Raw genomic sequence first — 17,129 nt, 5'->3', positions numbered from 1 at the left:
CTTAACAAAAAGGCGCGGATATTTATCCGCAACCTTGTTGTACATTAACCGCAACTCGATGGTGGTGAGTCTGTTCCCACTTCAACATTCACTTTCTCAGCTACCGTATCTCGGATAACCGATATCACCAATTGCAGTAAATAGTTGATATCACTTTGACTTTGTTGGAATTCAACAACTACGGGGATACCGTCGATCTCATCTTGAAGTTCTTCTATTTCTGCTTCAATCTTAGCAACCATCTCTTTGTTCTGAAAAGATTCGAAAGCAACAACTTCTTTTTGCTTCTTTTTAATGATAGATATCAAGTCTTGTACTCGTATATGGTTCTGAATTTTCTCTTCTGCTTGTTGGAATTGCTTCACTTCTTCGCTACTAGAAATCAAGTTCGCTAATTCTTTCGTTTTCAGCATAATATCTTCTTGGATTACCAAATCTTTCGTATCGTAAGTCATCATTCCATATTTATTAATTTGACCTTTTTCTTCTGACACAAGGATCACTTCCTTATATTATGAATTAATAGCAACAGTCTCAGGTACAATCTCACCTTTAATATACCATGTCTTTACTTCATTTATTTCCACATTTACTAGAGAACCGATCAGGTCTTTGCTACCTTCAAAGTGTACTAGCTTATTACTGCGAGTTCTTCCTGCAAGAACTGACTCGTTATTCTTACTCTCACCTTCTACTAGCACTTCCACAATTTGTCCTTGCATCTTCTCATTATTGTTACGACTGTTATCCATTATTGCCTGATTGAGACGCTGTAAGCGTTCCTTCTTCACTTTCATTGGAACATTATCTTCCATCGACGCAGCTGGTGTTCCTTCACGAGGTGAATAGATAAAGGTGAACGCTGAATCGTAGCCAATATCTTGTACAAGTGTCATCGTTTCCTCAAATTGCTCATCCGTCTCACCAGGGAATCCAACGATTATGTCTGTCGTTAACCCTACATTAGGAATCGCTTTTTTGATCTTATGAGCTAACTCTAAATATCGATCACGCGAATATTTACGGCTCATCTTTTTGAGAACTTCCGTGCTACCAGATTGAACTGGTAAATGCACATGTTCTACCAGATTACCACCTTTGGCCAATACATCCACTAAGTCATCGTCGAAATCTCTAGGATGAGATGTTGTAAACCTTACACGTGGTATATCTATCAAACGCATATCATCCATTAGATTCGCGAAGCTATAAGTAATATCCGTGAAATCTTTACCATATGCATTCACATTCTGCCCAAGCAATGTCACCTCTTTGAAGCCTTGACGAGCAAGATCTCTAACTTCCGCAATCACATCTTCAGGACGGCGACTGCGCTCTTTACCACGAGTGAAAGGGACTATACAATAGGTACAGAATTTATCACAACCGTACATAATGTTGACCCACGCCTTCATACCTTCGCGCTTCTTCGGTAGGTTCTCAATAATGTCGCCTTCTTTAGACCACACATCGACCACCAATTCTTTACTGAATAATGCTTCCTTAATCAGATGTGGTAATCGATGAATATTATGTGTACCAAAAATCAGATCAACGAATCCATGTTTCTGCAAAATACGATTGACCACATTTTCTTCTTGGGCCATACATCCGCAGACACCTAGGATTAAATCGGGTTTCTCTGTTTTCAGATGCATGAGATGTCCAAGTTCACCGAAAACCTTATCCTCAGCATTTTCCCGTATAGCACATGTGTTAAGAAGAATCATGTCTGCCACTTTACGATCTTCCGTACTACGATAGCCCATCTGTTCTAAGAGCCCTTTAATCGTCTCTGTATCATGTTCATTCATTTGGCAGCCAAAGGTATAAACAATATAGTGTTTGCCTTCACCGATCGCTTTCAGTTCGTCTGGGACCGCATTGCCATACAATACCTGAACATCTTCTTTTCCACGTTGTTTTTCTTGTCTATGGTTAGGCTCTGATTTTATATTAATTTCTCTGCCCTTAATTCGAATTCTCTTGCCGAATTCATCTTCAGATAGCACTTTAGCATCAGAGAAATCAAAGTATTTGGAGTAATCTTTCGATTCCTTTCCGGTCTTATCGTTCAGTGAGTTGTGGTTATCATTAGTCATTTCTTTCACGTCCTTTATATACGTTACATATTATTTTCGTCGATATATAATCTATAAATATAACAATCATCAGAAGTTATCACTTTACACTACTCTGCAATTTTTAATTATACCATAACGAGCATAAAAAACGTAAAACAAAAACCCCCCATTTATGATAAAAAGGAGGGAATCATAAATTTCATTATTCACATTGAACTACCTCTAATAATAAAGTTCAAACAACCTATCTTATTTAACTAAAGTAGGCTCAAGAACTTGATGATCAACAGCCTTCACAGTAGGATTAGACCGCATTTGACATTCTCGAAATGCATCATGTTGACAACCTAAACATTGTGATTTGTGTAATTTCGTAAATGAATGGCTTATAGCCTCACCTGTCTGATCAAAAAAGTTCTCTTTTCCAATAACTTCATCCAAATGTATATTCTGAAGTACTTGTAATGGTTGGTTCTGAATTTCTGTGATTAGAACCGTCCCACCCTGCTTAATGAAATATTTCATCACAGTGGTAAAGTTTGCCTCACCTGTTGTATCTATATAGGGGACATTATTCATTTTTAGAATAAGAACTTTGGGTCCATGCGCAATTTCATCCATAATAGATTTCTCGAATTGATCCGCCACCCCAAAAAACAGCGGCCCCTCTAACTCATAAATACTAATATACGGACAATTATGCTCATCATTAACCGTATGTGCAACGACCTGATCATTCTTGGCGAAGTTGTCTGGTAATACTTTTGACATTTTCAAATGTTGACTCATATGTTTGATAAAGACAATCGCTGAACATACTAAACCAATTTCCACAGCTATCGTTAGATCCTTGAATACAGTTAATAAAAATGTCGTTAACAGTACTAACGTTTCCAAAGATTTGGATTTCACAATATGCGCAAACTCATGACGCTCACTCATATTCCAAGCTACAACCATCAGGATCGGTGCCATACTTGCTAATGGTATTCTTGAAGCGTAAGGAGCGAACAGAACAAGCACTAATAGAACAACGATACCATGTATGACTCCTGATATCGGGGAAACAGCTCCATTCTTGATATTCGTTGCCGTTCTAGCAATAGCTCCTGTAGCCGGAATCCCACCAAATAGAGGTGTGATCATATTAGCTACGCCTTGCCCCATTAGCTCTCTATTACTATGATGTCTTGTTCCCGTCATCCCATCAGCCACGACAGCAGATAGTAATGATTCAATCCCGCCTAACATGGCAATCACAAATGCAGGTTGTATTAAATTCTGTATCTTATCCAACGTAAAGTCTGGAAAGTGGAAGTTAGGTAAACTGTTCGAAATAGCCCCATAGGTTGAACCTATTGTTGCCACTTTATCTGGGAATAATAGAGCTGCAACAACAGTTGATAACAATAGGCCTGCCAACGAACTTGGAATTCTAGGAAACAACTTAGGTGTGATGTAGATCGTTGTGAGACAAATTGCCGCGACTAGAATACTATAGCTATTGGTTGCACCTAGATGCATTACTACTTCTTTCATGTTAGAAAAGAAATATTCATGTTTCTCTAAATTCTCCAATCCAAAGAAGTTAGATAATTGTCCCCCAAAGATGGTCACTGCAATCCCGGTAGTAAAACCTATCGTAACCGGACGTGGAATGAACTTAATGACAGCCCCAAGCTTAAATAATCCCATCAAGAATAGTAATATTCCAGCCATAAATCCAGCAATTAATAAATTCTCATACCCATATTGCATAACGATAGCAAAAATAATAGGGATAAATGCCCCTGTTGGACCTCCAATTTGAAATTTCGATCCTCCTAATAAAGAAATCAAAATACCAGCGATGATCGTCGTATATAATCCATATTCAGGTTTAACACCTGATGCAATGGCAAACGCCATTCCTAGTGGAATGGCGACGATCCCAACAATAAGACCCGAAATCGTATCTTTCTGAAATGATTGTCTGCTATATCCTAAATAGCGGCCTCTAAAAGAAACCTTCATAGCCAACCTCACATTCTATATATTTGATTATTTGAATATATATAAAATCATATATCCGAAATAGATTAGTGTCAATTTTGAATTACGTCGATAATCACGCTAATGAAAACAAAAGAGAAGCAAATCGAATGAATTCACTCGAAATGCCTCTCTTTTGAAGAAATTTACTGATTTTTAATGTTTTCTAGGATTGAGATCGTATTCACAAGATGATTATCAAATATTTGTTTAGCTACAACCAGTAATTCTTTGATTTGAGGATCCGTTAAAGTATAAATCACCGAGGTTCCATCCTTTTTACCGTACACTACATTTTTACTTCTGAGAACAGATAATTGCTGTGATACAGCAGAACCTTCACTACCTAATATCGTCTGCAGTTCATTAACATTCTTATCCCCTTCAGCCAATGCTTCGAGAATTCGGATCCGCATAGGATGTGCCAATGCCTTGAAAAAATCGGATTTGAAATGTTGAATCTCCTGATACATAACCTTCTCTCCTAAATGTTCGATAATTTGAATATATAGATATACTAGCATACATATGAAGTCTCGATCAAAATTCAAATCAAAAAAGCAGGAGAAAGAATCTCCTGCTTCACTTATTAAGAATAATATGATATTTTACAGAAAAATCTTAGTCGATTATCTCCGCTGTATCTCCATTTCTAGCACCAGCTGCGTTAGCTTCATCTGTATCAATATGCATGTCCAATGCGAATGAGTCAGATACACGAGCTACAACATTCTCTAGTACCAATCCACGCTGACCACCAAGACGAACCTTCAACATTTGCTTATCTTGAATTCCCCAAGCCTGTGCATCTGACGTATGGAAGTGAATATGACGTGCAGCTACAATAACTCCTTCTTCAAGGGTTACTTCACCGGCTGGACCTTTAATTGTAATGCCTGGTGTTCCGTCAATATTTCCAGATTCACGAACTGGTGCTTTAACACCAATTGCGAAAGAATCCGTGCTTGATATTTCTAATTGTGAAGCAGAACGTGCAGGCCCCAAAATTCTCACTTTATCAAATTGACCTTTAGATCCAATAACTGCTACCGTTTCATTTGCAGCAAATTGTCCAGGTTGAGACAACGGCTTAAATTCGGTTAATTGGTATCCTTGTCCAAATAATACTTCAATATGTTCTTGTGCAAGGTGAATATGTCTTGCAGATACACCTACTGGTACTGATTTACTCATAAAAAATTCACTCCTTATTTTTTCTCTATTTCACTAACCGCCAACATCATCATCCATTATACTACCTTTTTGCGTAGAAAAAAAAGACATCGCGTTAGCATGTGGCATTTAAATCGACAATATTCGATTTTCGCTACAAGATTGTCATAATTTTCACATCATCATTCTATTTCGTACTCATCGATCTCCGTCTACCCCTTTCTGGATGGTAAATAAGTCTCCAAATATGTGATTGCATTCCCTGATACCCATGATGTCACTTGCTCTTCCTTATAATACTTCAATAACAATTCAATGAAAGCGGGATACTTTCCAGGATGATTCAAATCCGTGATCCACGAATCGATACCATCGAAATCCGATCCAAACATGAGATGTTTATCTGCTCCAAGCTCACAAATATGCTCAATATGAGGGATGATGTCTTTAGATGTTATTTCACCATTTCCTTCTTTTACGAACCAAGGGACAAAAGTTAATCCAATCCTACCATCCATATCAACAATCGCTTTAATCTGCTGGTTATCTAGATTTCGAACATGTGAACATATGTCATAGGCATTAGAGTGCGATGCGATAAAAGGACGTTTACTGAGTTCAGTCAATTCCCAGAAGCCTGCTTGCGATACATGTGAGACATCCAGTAACATCCCGATTTCATTGCACAATTCAACAAGTTGTCTTCCTTTATTCGTAAATCCACCATTTCTTTTTTCAAGAACTCCATCCGCAGCCCAATTCGCGTAATTCCATGTCACTCCAAGGAATCTAACTCCCAATTCATACGCTGTTGTCAGATTGAATAACTCTCCTTCTAATCCATCTGCTCCTTCGATCGAGAGCATTCCCCAAGGTTTGTTGTTCGTCATTTCCTTCACTTCTTCTTTATATTGGAGCCAATTCAAACCCATCCCCGCTGGTACAATTCTATTGCGGAATACATCAATACCTTGTAAGATACGTTCAAATCGAGGATGACCCCACTTCTCCATCAAGTAAATAGCGAAACATTGAAGTACTACTCCCCCAGATTTCATCCGCTCATATGTAACATCTAGCTGGCAATCGTTCACAAAAGAAAGGGCGACATTATCCGTCATTTTACTTAGCACATCACAATGAAAATCTACCACTGACCTTGTGTTCATAAGTTCGTAATAACCCCCTTCCGAATGCCAATCACGCAAAAAACCTGCCCACTTGATAAAAGATGATTTCCCCATATGGGTAATTTCAATCGTTCATGTAAGTAAACAGGTGTAGATAACGTGACAAAATCATGTTATCTAGGTTCAACTATTAATTTCATCGCCGTGCGATCTTCTCCATCAATCACAATATCCGTAAATGCTGGAATACAAATTAAATCAACTCCACTTGGTGCTACAAATCCCCGGGCAATGGCTACTGCTTTTACAGCTTGATTTAAAGCACCTGCACCAATAGCCTGCAATTCAGCAACTCCGCGTTCACGAAGTACACCTGCAAGGGCTCCCGCAACGGAGTTGGGATTCGACTTAGCTGAAACCTTTAATACATCCATAGATTGATCCTCCCCTGGGAATGATGATGGCTCATATCCACATACTAAATGTTATTCAGGAGAGTAGAAATCATGACTTTTTTTTATCAAATCCGTTGATTAGACCGTTTAGCTCATTATCCATTCGTCTTCTTCTAAACGAATTTTCTCTATTTTCGTTGCTTTTCCTGTTTCTTCGTTTATTTGAACGAATACACCATGGAAATGCCACTTTCCAGTATCTACAACGAATCGTACAGGCAATTGGCTCTCAAATTTACGTAGAACCGCATCTTTTTCCATGCCTAGAGCACCATCGCGTGGTCCAACCATTCCTGCATCCGTTATATAAGCCGTACCATTAGGCAATATCCGATCATCGTTACTCTGAACATGCGTATGAGTTCCGACAACAAGCGATACGCGTCCATCTAAATGCCAACCCATGCATATCTTCTCAGAAGTTGCTTCAGCGTGGAAATCTACTAAGATACACTTATGTTTTTTTCGCAATTCTTCGATGATTTCATCACTTTTACGAAAAGGGCAGTCGATTGCAGGTAGAAAAGTACGACCTTGTAAATTGACAATCGCTAATTCTTTTCCATTGGCTTTGATAACGGTATGTCCAAGCCCCGGAGTTCCCGGTGGAAAGTTAGCAGGACGAATCATTCTTGGTTCGTCATCAATAAACTCAAAAATATCTTTATTATCCCATGTGTGATTTCCCATAGTGATTCCATGGACACCCCAGTTATAGAAATCATTAGCTATCGCTTCGGTAATTCCTCGTCCAGCGGCAGAATTCTCACCATTGGCAATAATAATATGTGGGTTATATTTTGATTTCAATACGGGTAATATAGCTTTAAGTGCTTTTCTACCAACTTCTCCTACAATATCTCCAATAAATAAAACGTTAATATCTGTTCTCCTCCTTCAATATAAACAATATGAAAAGTGGCCCCAATGTGGCCACTTTTCATATTTAACATTATTTTGCGTACTCAACCGCACGCGTTTCTCGAATGACCGTGACCTTAATATGTCCTGGATAATCCAGTTCATTCTCAATCATCTTCGTAATATCGCGAGCTAATCGGAAAGATTCTGTATCATCAATTTTTTCTGGATGAACCATCACGCGAACTTCACGTCCAGCTTGAATGGCAAAGGATTTCTCCACACCTTCAAATGACTCAGCAATCGCTTCTAATTTTTCAAGACGCTTAATATAAGTCTCCAATGTCTCTCTACGTGCTCCTGGTCTAGCAGCTGATAATGCATCTGCTGCACCAACCAACATGGCAATAACCGAAGTTGCTTCAACGTCACCATGATGAGAAGCAATACTATTGATAACAACTGGATGTTCTTTGTATTTCTTCGCTAGTTCCACGCCAATTTCAACGTGTGACCCTTCCACTTCATGATCCAGCGCTTTACCGATGTCATGCAATAATCCGGCACGTTTCGCCAATACAATATCTTCTCCTAGCTCAGCAGCCATTAATCCTGATAGATAAGCTACTTCCATAGAGTGCTTCAGAACATTCTGACCATAGCTTGTACGGAATTTCAACCTACCCATAATCTTAATTAGATCAGGATGTAAGCCATGTACCCCTACTTCAAAGGTAGCTTGTTCTCCATATTCGCGAATCCGTTCATCGACTTCTTTACGGGATTTCTCCACCATTTCCTCAATACGTGCAGGATGAATTCGTCCATCAGCAACCAATTTCTCAAGTGCTGTACGTGCGATTTCTCGACGGATTGGATCAAATCCTGACAAAATAACAGCTTCCGGCGTATCATCGATAATGAGGTCGATACCGGTAAGTGTTTCAAGTGCACGAATATTCCGACCTTCACGTCCGATAATTCGACCCTTCATTTCTTCATTTGGAAGTGTTACTACAGAAACAGTTGTCTCTGCGACATGATCAGCAGCACAACGTTGGATAGCTAACGTAATAATCTCACGTGCTTTCTTATCTGCTTCTTCCTTGGCTTGTTGCTCAATGTCTTTAATCATTTGAGCAGTTTCATGACGAACTTCTTGTTCTACATTGGTCAAAATGATACTTTTTGCATCGTCAGTAGACAAGCTAGATATTCGCTCTAATTCGGTTACTTGACTCTTGTAAATTGTATCAATTTGTTGTTGAGTTTCTTCAATTCGTTTCTCTTTGTTGGCCACTTGTTCTTCTTTACGTTCTAATGCATCCAATTTTTTATCCAGCGACTCTTCTTTTTGCAACATTCTACGTTCCTGCCGTTGAATTTCATTACGGCGTTCACGAGTGTCCTTTTCAGCTTCGGACCGAATTCTATGGACTTCATCCTTAGCTTCTAGTACCGTTTCTTTCTTCACTGCTTCTGCTTCCTTCTTCGCGCTCTCCACGATTTGTACGGCAGCTTCTTCAGCACTGGAAATCTTAGCTTCTGCAATAGATTTGCGAATAAAATAACCGGCGAACCCAAAGACTACGGCTACGAAGAGAACGATCAAGATCCAAATCCATGGTTCCATCCTGTCCACCTCCTCGTTTGTTCCTCCAAGGAATCCTTGGAATTTCTACAGTTGTTAATCCATTAACTCATACCATCATACTACAAATTTACTATTACTAGTGACAATTTGTACATTTTCACTTGTACAGTGTCTGCCAACAATGGCTTAAAATTCATTCATATGAACTAAAACAATGAAATCTTTCATAATCAGAATCTCTTTTGGAAGGAAAAAGATTCAATACGAATATAGATTCTTTTTCATTTTAGTATTTGTGAAAAGATATTGTCAAGGGAGTAGACCTTAATCCCATATTTTCGTGTTTATTCGAACCCATATTCCGCTTCATCGTTGTCCTCTAAATTCTCCTCTTGAATCACTTGATTTAGCACTCGCCTAACTTGATCACCTGAGAATCCACGCCGCATGAGATATGATCCTGTCTTTCTCTTCTTATCTAGCAGCTCGCCTTTGGTCTGATTCCATTTTTTTCTACCAATGACGAGTGCACTATGGTATTCATCCTCAGCACTTACACTATCCAGTGCTTCTGTAATCTGTAATTTATCTATACCTTTTTGTCTCAACTCATGTTTGACCCACGCTTTACCCTTGCGTTGGCTCTTAATTCGCTGCTCTGCCCATTGTTGGGCATACAATGGATCATTTACAAGCCCATCCCGAGTTAATCGCGCTAGCACGTCCTCTATCACCTCAAGCGGCGTCTCTTTTTGTTGCAATTTTATTTGAATCTCTTTCCGAGTTCTAGATTTTCTTGCTAAATATTTCAAAGCAACTACATATCCTTGTTGCTTCTCATCAGCCAATACAATATCTTCTAACTCATGTTTCCAGAAGGAGTTCCCTTTGACCATCCTATACTTGATCATGATGTCTTCATGAATCGACAACACTTGGGGACCGAATGAAATTAAATATCTATACCTTTGTTTAGGTTCTCGTTCCACTCCTGTAATCATTAATTCTTGATCTGTTGGGAATTGAGATATAACGCTTGTTACATTTTCCTCTAGATCCAAATCGTTATCAAATTCATTCATGAGTTACTTACACCCCTTACTCTTTACTCTAGAATACTTAGAATATACTCAAGACAAACCTAAGGCGCCCCAAGTAACAATCTTATGGGCGCCCCTTATGTCATAATCACTCATATGACTATAATATGAAATTGATTCTATATGAATCTATTCCATTTCTAACAATTCTTGTTCTTCCAACTCTTCACCCTTTAAATCTGACTCGCTAGGTGGAGTGATGGTATTAGTCAAATTGCTAGCTTCACGAATTTTCTTCTCAATAACATCGGATATTTCAGGATGGTCCTTCAAGAATTGTTTCGCATTCTCACGACCTTGACCTAGACGTTCACCTTCATAAGAGAACCAAGCCCCACTCTTATTAACGATATCCATCTCCACACCGATATCAACAATGCCACCTTCCTTCGATATCCCTAGACCATACATCATATCAATATCAGCTTGTTTAAAAGGCGGTGCTACTTTGTTCTTTACAACTTTAATCTTAGTACGGTTACCTATAATATCATTTCCGTTCTTAATGCTCTCCACTCTACGTACATCTAATCGAATCGTGGCATAGAACTTCAAAGCCCGTCCACCTGGAGTTGTCTCTGGATTACCGAACATAACCCCAATCTTCTCACGTAGCTGGTTAATGAAGATTGCCGTTGTCCCCGATTTACTAATAACACCTGATAGCTTGCGTAAAGCTTGAGACATCAGACGGGCTTGTAAACCCATATGAGAATCTCCCATATCGCCCTCAATCTCTGCTTTCGGTACCAATGCCGCAACGGAGTCAATGACAATAATATCCACAGCCCCACTTCGTACGAGCGCTTCTGCGATTTCTAATGCTTGTTCACCTGTATCCGGTTGAGACAGCAACAATTCATCAATATTAACACCTAGATTACTGGCATATTTAGGGTCTAACGCATGTTCCGCATCGATGAAAGCCGCAGTTCCGCCTGCCTTCTGAGCCTCTGCAATCGCATGTAGAGCTACAGTCGTCTTACCTGACGATTCCGGACCATAGACTTCTATGATACGACCTTTGGGAAATCCACCCACACCAAGTGCAATATCCAAAGCTAAAGACCCACTGGAAACAACCTCCACCTGCATATGTGTCGATTCACCTAACTTCATAATGGAACCCTTACCAAATTGTTTCTCTATTTGACGAAGCGCGATATCCAGCGCTGCACGACGATCTGACAATTGACTCACATCCTTTAATATTTATAATATTATGATACCTTGTTTTAGAACGTTTGCCAAGCATTTTTTCGAACATACATTCGTTTTTTTATCAGTTCAATATCCCTCCTTTTTTGATACGGGTCATCCGAATATAGAAAAAGAACCGTAGCAAAATTTGTGATTTGCCACGGTTCTTCCGTAATATGATTAGTATACAACTACTTATATCGATCCTTCAACTGTCTTGTTGAAGTTTTTCACTCTGCACCATTTTCAACCATAAACGATACAACAAACTCTTAACTGTACGCATTCGGATCGACTCTCGATTACCACTAAGTCGTAGTTCAAGAACCTCTGTATCTTTCCCACGCTCAGCTATGGCAATATATACGAGACCTACTGGTTTTCGCTCAGAATAATCGGGTCCCGCAACTCCTGTAATCGAAAGACCGAAATCTGTATCCCCTATCATTCTCACTTGCTCTGCAAGAACTTCTGCAACCTCCGCACTTACAGCACCAGGTGCCCCATCACCCTCCAGTAAATCATGAGGGACATTTAATAACTTCTCTTTAAGCTGATTAGAATAGCATACAATACCACCTAAGAACACCGTCGAACTACCAGGTATAGAAGTAATTCTCTCCATCAATAGCCCACCCGTACAGCTTTCCGCAGCACTCAATGTCAACTTACGTTCAGTCATTAGATCAACGATAGCTCTCTCAATAGATATATCCTTATTAGCATATACATGATTAGGGAGTATGGAACGAATCTGTTCTTCAAGAACATCCAGCTTGATCATCGCATCTTGCTCAGTGTTAGCTTTTGTTGAAATTCTTATCGTCACTTCACCCTCCTTTGCATAAGGAGCAATGGTTGGGTCAGTTTGATTCTGAATTAAATCTATAAGTCTTTCCTCGAGCGCTGACTCACCGATACCGGCGAATTTTAACATTGTAGAATAAATCGGCATTTCATTCGTAATGGCATGCTGCAATAACCATGGTTTAGCCTGCTCGACAAACATCGGAGCCATTTCCTTCGGGGGTCCTGGAAGTACGATGTAATGCTTACCTTCATGCGATAACGCAATCCCGACGGCAAGACCGGTAGAATTCGTTAAAGGACTACTTCCCTCAATAACCAAAGCTTGCCGACGATTATTCTCAGTCATATGCGCACCGCGCTTATTGAAGAAGTCTTCAACAAGATCCATCGAGATTCGGTCAATATGTAATTCACGTCCTAGGAATGCTGCAAGGGCTTCCTTGGTAAGATCATCTTGTGTAGGGCCAATACCACCTGTGAATACGATAATATCTGCTCGTTCACTAGCTAACTGAATGGACTCCTGAAGTCTTATTAAATTATCACCAACAACGGTTTGAAAATACACATCAATTCCCAATGTAGCCAGCTCTTGAGATAAGAACTGAGCATTCGTATTGACAATCTGACCCAGTAATAATTCAGTACCCACTGCAATGATCTCTGCTTTCATTTCTGTCTAGCCTCCACTTCGTATTAAAAAGTATAAACCTTAGAAAGAAAAGACAATAGGATCATATCCTACTGCCCGGTAAAATATTTATGGTAGTTAAAAGCTGTTAACTAACAGCTTTTAGATATTTAACAATTTCTTATTCTTAACAAAGTAATCTACCCCAGAGTATAGTGTGATTAGAGCCGCAGCCCAAGTTGCTATAACATCAAAAGGAATATTCAAAAAGACAAACGGGAAATTATTAATCAACATAGCAATAATCGCAATGATTTGTACGACAGTTTTAACTTTACCCCAATTGCTAGCTGCAACAACCTCTCCTGAGAGAAGTGCAATCTGGCGTAACCCTGTCACTGCAAATTCACGGCTGATAATAATAATGACGATCCAGCTCTCACATTTCCCCATTTGAACTAGAGAAATCAGAATAGCAGCTACCAATAATTTATCCGCCAAAGGATCAAGCAATTTCCCCAGATTGGTTACCATATTATTCTTCCGTGCCAGATAACCATCAATGCCGTCCGTACTAGCAGCGATAATAAAAATAATTGCAGCAATCAATTGATTGAATGGTAATTCATAAGAATTCCAAATGATCGGGCTAGGGTAGAAACTAAAGTCGACTAACAAGAATACCATCATAATAGGAATCAAAAATATTCTAGCTATCGTAATACGATTGGGTAAATTCACAGGAGGACCTCCCCGTAAACAATCTTTACATCCATCAAAAGCAAATCACAATCACCTAGTACATTTCGGACTCTCTCTGTCATATTCCATGCTCCCCCAATGATATAATCCATTATTCCTTAATGAATCTTTTCAAGTATAATCTATGGATTATTCAGTGTCAAAAAGCTTCTTCAACGCAATCTCATATTACTTAACGTTCGTAAATTGAAGATCTAATGAGAGATCTGCTTTACGTAATAATTGCATAATCTCTTGTAAATCATTCTTGCTTTTACCTGTAACACGAATCTGATCGCCTTGAATCTGACTTTTCACTTTTAATTTCGAATCACGAATCAACACATTAATCTTTTTAGCATTTTCATGATCGATTCCTTGCTTTAAAGTCAATTTCTGTCGAACAGTGCCTAAAGAAGCAGGTTCAATTTTACCATAGTCAACATTCTTCAAAGTTAATCCTCGTTTAACCATCTTTGATTGTAAAATATCAATAACCGCATTTAATTTATATTCATCATCAGAGACTATAACAAGCGCTTCTTTATCTAGTTTCAGACTACTTTTACTCCCTTTGAAATCAAATCTCGTCTCGATCTCTTTCTCTGCCTGGGTGATGGCATTATTCATTTCTTGCAAATCAAATTTGGATACAATATCAAAAGAATTCTCTGAACTCATCATTCCACGTCCTTTCTAGAAACTATCTGTCATATTATATGATACTACCTATGAAGTCTATCAGACCCCATTTTTCATATATTTTAAAAAAGGTATCCTCACGAGAAATTGCCTCATTACAGGAATACCTTATTTGAAGCAAGTCATTATCTCACACTGGAGGGACGTCTAAACATATCTATGATCCCCAGTAAAATATGTGCAATTCCGAAGCCCAGAATACCATATCCCCAAGCATTTGGAGTAAGATAATAACCTAGGATACTCACAATGATACCAAGAATAGTTACAATCCAGTTAGCTGTCATACCAAACACCTCTCTTTACCGGTAAATGTTAGACCAGGAACTTATATTTCCAGTCATAGCATTTCCGTTAAAGATATTTGTTATTCAACAGTATCTGTTGTTGTATCTGGTTCACCTGTACCTTGATCTGTTGTATTGCTTATATCCCCTTCCTTACCAGCGGGTTCCATCTGAAGAATGATTCTTGTCGTTGTTTTACCATCCGTTATCGTTTGACCTGCCACCGTGATTACTGTAGCTGGAGAATAACCCGATTTAACCAACATATTCTGACTATCCAACTCAAAAGTAAATACATCACCATCTTTTGTAGTACCGAAAGATAACTTTTCTCCAGTAGAGTCTTCACCTCGGTATACTTCAACCCAGCTCGCACCACTAGCCTTAATTTCTACTGGAACCTTCGCTCCTTCAGGTGCTGACACTTTAAAGATGGTATTCTTCCCTTGTTTACCATCCTCGGATACAGTAATAGTCTGTGGCTCTGGTGGCGTCTCCACTACAGGGGGTTCCACCACTGTATCAGTCTCTCCGTTAGCATCATTATCAGGTGTTACTTCTCCTGTATTACCAGGATCAACTACCGTTTCGTCATTTTTCGACGGATCTTGTACATCACCTGTGATTTTTTGTCCAGAATCGACAGTTTTATCATTTGGTTTCTCCTCTAAAGAAGACACATAAACGTAAATGACCACAATAATCAATATTGGGAAGGTCCACATTAGTACAGTTGATAGCCACTTCACATTTTTCTCTTTAGGCGCTCGATTACTTGAACGCTTCTGAATAATAGGTTCCATGGTCCCTTCTGTTTGAGGCGATTTCACTTCCTCATTACCTTCCAAAAGCTCATCAGGATTCAGCCCTACTGTTTCAGCATAGGTTTTAATAAATGCTCGTACATAAAAATTTCCTGGAAGAACTTTATAGTCACCCACCTCGATGGCTTCTAAATAACGTTTGCGAATTTTGGTCATTTCTTGTACATCATCAAGACTCATTCCTTTTTCAAGCCTGGCTTCCCTTAATTGTTGACCCAGTTCAGACATACCATCACCTCCCGATCTTATTTGTTGTGTATTACTTTATTAATCCTCCAAATACGCATTTGTAAAAGTGTCATAGATAATCTCTTCGTCCCACGTATTTCTAAGCTCAATAATGATATCGAAATCATCGAAGGTGTAATCTGACTCTTGTACAAAAACATCTGGATGTTCAATCACTTTGGTGCAAGGCATATTCATAATATCTTGCAATAAATTATAATGTTTCTCACTGGATCTTATAGTACTAACAATTCCATCAATGATAAAAACATTATTCGTATTCATCTCGTCCTCAGACAGTTGACTTCGGATAGTTTGACGTAGTAGCGTAGAAGATACGAATGTCCAATGCTTCATTGCACAGACACTGCCGGCAATAATAGACTCCGTTTTACCAACTCGTGGCATACCTCTTAAACCAATCACTTGATTTCCTTTTTTTTTGAACACTTCACCTAAAAAATCAACAAGTAACCCGAGCTCATCACGCGTAAAACGAAACGTCTTATCATCGTCTGAATCTCTATCGATATATCGTCCATGACGTACGGCTAGCTTATCAACCAGTTTAGGTGGTCGTAATGCCAACACCGTTATATTATCTACTTTTTTAAGCATAGAGCCCACAAGTTGAATTTTCTCTTCATCATCTGTTTCAAGTAACATGCCTCGAGTTTCGCCCTCAACACCATTTATAGTTAGTATATTTACTTCCAGCATCCCAAGTAACGATGCGATATCCCCCAATAGACCTGGTCTATTCTTATGTATCCTATATTCCATGTACCACTGCTTGGATTCCACTTCAACACCTCATTTGACACGTTTCCCATATATTCGACACAACATGCCCCGATCCCAGCGCGGGAGAGGCTAAATTTACATCTCAAAAAGTCATGGGTCATATTAATGATATATAAAAAAAAACTGAAAGGCAAGGTTATCTCTATAATGATTATAGAAAAGCTCCCATAATGGGAGCTTTTCCTGCGGAGCTATGCATTTTTTTGGGCTAATTTCACCATCAGACGTGCGATAGTTTTCCGCTCTTCTTGATTTCCAACATCCCACAATTCCTTTAAAGTTCGGTTGGATGCATTCTGGGGATCGACCTTCTCATCAAGAAAATCACCAATTTCGTAGGCCAATTTGGAGATGGTATCTTCACTCATCCCTAATTTTTGAGCCTGAAGCACGCGTTCACCCAAAAACTTCTTCCATGTGTCGAAATTTCTTAGAACTGTTGACGACATATTAAATCCTCCTTTGCTGACGCAT

18 protein-coding genes are annotated in these 17,129 nt (G+C 39.0%); all 18 read right to left on the bottom strand.

The features are described from left to right. Nucleotides 1–44 precede the first annotated feature (44 nt). The 18 genes from LPB68_RS20255 to LPB68_RS20175 all read right to left on the bottom strand — a co-directional run bounded on the left by LPB68_RS20255 (nt 45) and on the right by LPB68_RS20175 (nt 17,104). On the bottom strand, nt 45–458 hold the full coding sequence (locus LPB68_RS20255) for a YlbF/YmcA family competence regulator (protein ID WP_418303846.1): 414 nt from the start codon (nt 456–458) through the stop codon (nt 45–47). A 54-nt stretch (nt 459–512) separates the two neighbouring features. Next, on the bottom strand, nt 513–2,102 hold the full coding sequence (miaB, locus tag LPB68_RS20250; protein WP_068655588.1) for a tRNA (N6-isopentenyl adenosine(37)-C2)-methylthiotransferase MiaB: 1,590 nt from the start codon (nt 2,100–2,102) through the stop codon (nt 513–515). Between the two features lie 231 nt (nt 2,103–2,333). Beyond that, the gene (locus tag LPB68_RS20245; RefSeq protein WP_068655590.1) at nt 2,334–4,097 is read right to left on the bottom strand and encodes a SulP family inorganic anion transporter; all 1,764 of its coding nucleotides are present in this window, start codon (nt 4,095–4,097) and stop codon (nt 2,334–2,336) included. 164 nt (nt 4,098–4,261) lie between these two features. Continuing rightward, nucleotides 4,262–4,588 (bottom strand): ArsR/SmtB family transcription factor, encoded by a 327-nt coding sequence (locus LPB68_RS20240; protein WP_068655592.1) that lies wholly within the window; start codon nt 4,586–4,588, stop codon nt 4,262–4,264. 148 nt (nt 4,589–4,736) lie between these two features. Further along, nucleotides 4,737–5,309, bottom strand: coding sequence for a phosphate propanoyltransferase (pduL, locus tag LPB68_RS20235; protein ID WP_068655594.1), 573 nt, complete (start codon nt 5,307–5,309; stop codon nt 4,737–4,739). Nucleotides 5,310–5,500: 191 nt separating this feature from the next. Next, entirely contained in the window at nt 5,501–6,457 is a 957-nt protein-coding gene (locus LPB68_RS20230; protein WP_068655596.1) for a dipeptidase, read from the bottom strand. A 134-nt stretch (nt 6,458–6,591) separates the two neighbouring features. Further along, nucleotides 6,592–6,852 (bottom strand): stage V sporulation protein S, encoded by a 261-nt coding sequence (locus LPB68_RS20225; protein WP_068655598.1) that lies wholly within the window; start codon nt 6,850–6,852, stop codon nt 6,592–6,594. 108 nt (nt 6,853–6,960) lie between these two features. Further along, nucleotides 6,961–7,755, bottom strand: a complete 795-nt coding sequence (locus LPB68_RS20220) for a TIGR00282 family metallophosphoesterase (RefSeq protein WP_068655600.1) — start codon at nt 7,753–7,755, stop codon at nt 6,961–6,963. Between the two features lie 70 nt (nt 7,756–7,825). Continuing rightward, nucleotides 7,826–9,367, bottom strand: a complete 1,542-nt coding sequence (gene rny / locus LPB68_RS20215) for a ribonuclease Y (protein WP_068655602.1) — start codon at nt 9,365–9,367, stop codon at nt 7,826–7,828. A gap of 305 nt (nt 9,368–9,672) precedes the next feature. Beyond that, on the bottom strand, nt 9,673–10,410 hold the full coding sequence (locus tag LPB68_RS20210; RefSeq protein WP_068655604.1) for a regulatory protein RecX: 738 nt from the start codon (nt 10,408–10,410) through the stop codon (nt 9,673–9,675). Nucleotides 10,411–10,557: 147 nt separating this feature from the next. Then, entirely contained in the window at nt 10,558–11,619 is a 1,062-nt protein-coding gene (gene recA / locus LPB68_RS20205) for a recombinase RecA (RefSeq protein WP_068655606.1), read from the bottom strand. 217 nt (nt 11,620–11,836) lie between these two features. Further along, nucleotides 11,837–13,111, bottom strand: coding sequence for a competence/damage-inducible protein A (locus LPB68_RS20200; RefSeq protein ID WP_068655608.1), 1,275 nt, complete (start codon nt 13,109–13,111; stop codon nt 11,837–11,839). Between the two features lie 120 nt (nt 13,112–13,231). Then, complete coding sequence (pgsA, locus tag LPB68_RS20195) at nt 13,232–13,810, bottom strand: CDP-diacylglycerol--glycerol-3-phosphate 3-phosphatidyltransferase (protein ID WP_068655610.1); 579 nt, start codon at nt 13,808–13,810, stop codon at nt 13,232–13,234. A 189-nt stretch (nt 13,811–13,999) separates the two neighbouring features. After that, nucleotides 14,000–14,491 carry a YajQ family cyclic di-GMP-binding protein gene (locus tag LPB68_RS20190; RefSeq protein ID WP_068655612.1) on the bottom strand — a complete coding sequence of 164 codons (492 nt, stop codon included), beginning with the start codon at nt 14,489–14,491 and terminating at the stop codon, nt 14,000–14,002. A gap of 146 nt (nt 14,492–14,637) precedes the next feature. Beyond that, entirely contained in the window at nt 14,638–14,799 is a 162-nt protein-coding gene (locus LPB68_RS23190; RefSeq protein ID WP_198402113.1) for a hypothetical protein, read from the bottom strand. Nucleotides 14,800–14,879: 80 nt separating this feature from the next. Next, entirely contained in the window at nt 14,880–15,851 is a 972-nt protein-coding gene (locus tag LPB68_RS20185; protein WP_068655613.1) for a helix-turn-helix domain-containing protein, read from the bottom strand. 39 nt (nt 15,852–15,890) lie between these two features. Further along, nucleotides 15,891–16,655 carry a DUF3388 domain-containing protein gene (locus LPB68_RS20180; protein WP_068655615.1) on the bottom strand — a complete coding sequence of 255 codons (765 nt, stop codon included), beginning with the start codon at nt 16,653–16,655 and terminating at the stop codon, nt 15,891–15,893. 191 nt (nt 16,656–16,846) lie between these two features. Continuing rightward, the gene (locus tag LPB68_RS20175) at nt 16,847–17,104 is read right to left on the bottom strand and encodes a DUF3243 domain-containing protein (RefSeq protein WP_068655617.1); all 258 of its coding nucleotides are present in this window, start codon (nt 17,102–17,104) and stop codon (nt 16,847–16,849) included. Nucleotides 17,105–17,129: the final 25 nt, after the last annotated feature.

This window comes from Paenibacillus crassostreae (assembly GCF_001857945.1).
In the GTDB taxonomy this organism is placed as follows: domain Bacteria; phylum Bacillota; class Bacilli; order Paenibacillales; family Paenibacillaceae; genus Paenibacillus_AQ; species Paenibacillus_AQ crassostreae.
Note: the sequence above shows the minus strand (reverse complement) of the source record. Positions and strands in the feature narration are given on the sequence as shown.

Coding starts and splice junctions, on each gene's coding strand:
- LPB68_RS20255 (WP_418303846.1), bottom strand. CDS start 458: ATGATGACTTACGATACGAAAGATTTGGTAATCCAAGAAGATATTATG.
- miaB (WP_068655588.1), bottom strand. CDS start 2,102: ATGACTAATGATAACCACAACTCACTGAACGATAAGACCGGAAAGGAA.
- LPB68_RS20245 (WP_068655590.1), bottom strand. CDS start 4,097: ATGAAGGTTTCTTTTAGAGGCCGCTATTTAGGATATAGCAGACAATCA.
- LPB68_RS20240 (WP_068655592.1), bottom strand. CDS start 4,588: ATGTATCAGGAGATTCAACATTTCAAATCCGATTTTTTCAAGGCATTG.
- pduL (WP_068655594.1), bottom strand. CDS start 5,309: ATGAGTAAATCAGTACCAGTAGGTGTATCTGCAAGACATATTCACCTT.
- LPB68_RS20230 (WP_068655596.1), bottom strand. CDS start 6,457: ATGAACACAAGGTCAGTGGTAGATTTTCATTGTGATGTGCTAAGTAAA.
- LPB68_RS20225 (WP_068655598.1), bottom strand. CDS start 6,852: ATGGATGTATTAAAGGTTTCAGCTAAGTCGAATCCCAACTCCGTTGCG.
- rny (WP_068655602.1), bottom strand. CDS start 9,367: ATGGAACCATGGATTTGGATCTTGATCGTTCTCTTCGTAGCCGTAGTC.
- LPB68_RS20210 (WP_068655604.1), bottom strand. CDS start 10,410: ATGAATGAATTTGATAACGATTTGGATCTAGAGGAAAATGTAACAAGC.
- LPB68_RS20200 (WP_068655608.1), bottom strand. CDS start 13,111: ATGAAAGCAGAGATCATTGCAGTGGGTACTGAATTATTACTGGGTCAG.
- LPB68_RS20190 (WP_068655612.1), bottom strand. CDS start 14,491: ATGAGTTCAGAGAATTCTTTTGATATTGTATCCAAATTTGATTTGCAA.
- LPB68_RS23190 (WP_198402113.1), bottom strand. CDS start 14,799: ATGACAGCTAACTGGATTGTAACTATTCTTGGTATCATTGTGAGTATC.
- LPB68_RS20185 (WP_068655613.1), bottom strand. CDS start 15,851: ATGTCTGAACTGGGTCAACAATTAAGGGAAGCCAGGCTTGAAAAAGGA.
- LPB68_RS20175 (WP_068655617.1), bottom strand. CDS start 17,104: ATGTCGTCAACAGTTCTAAGAAATTTCGACACATGGAAGAAGTTTTTG.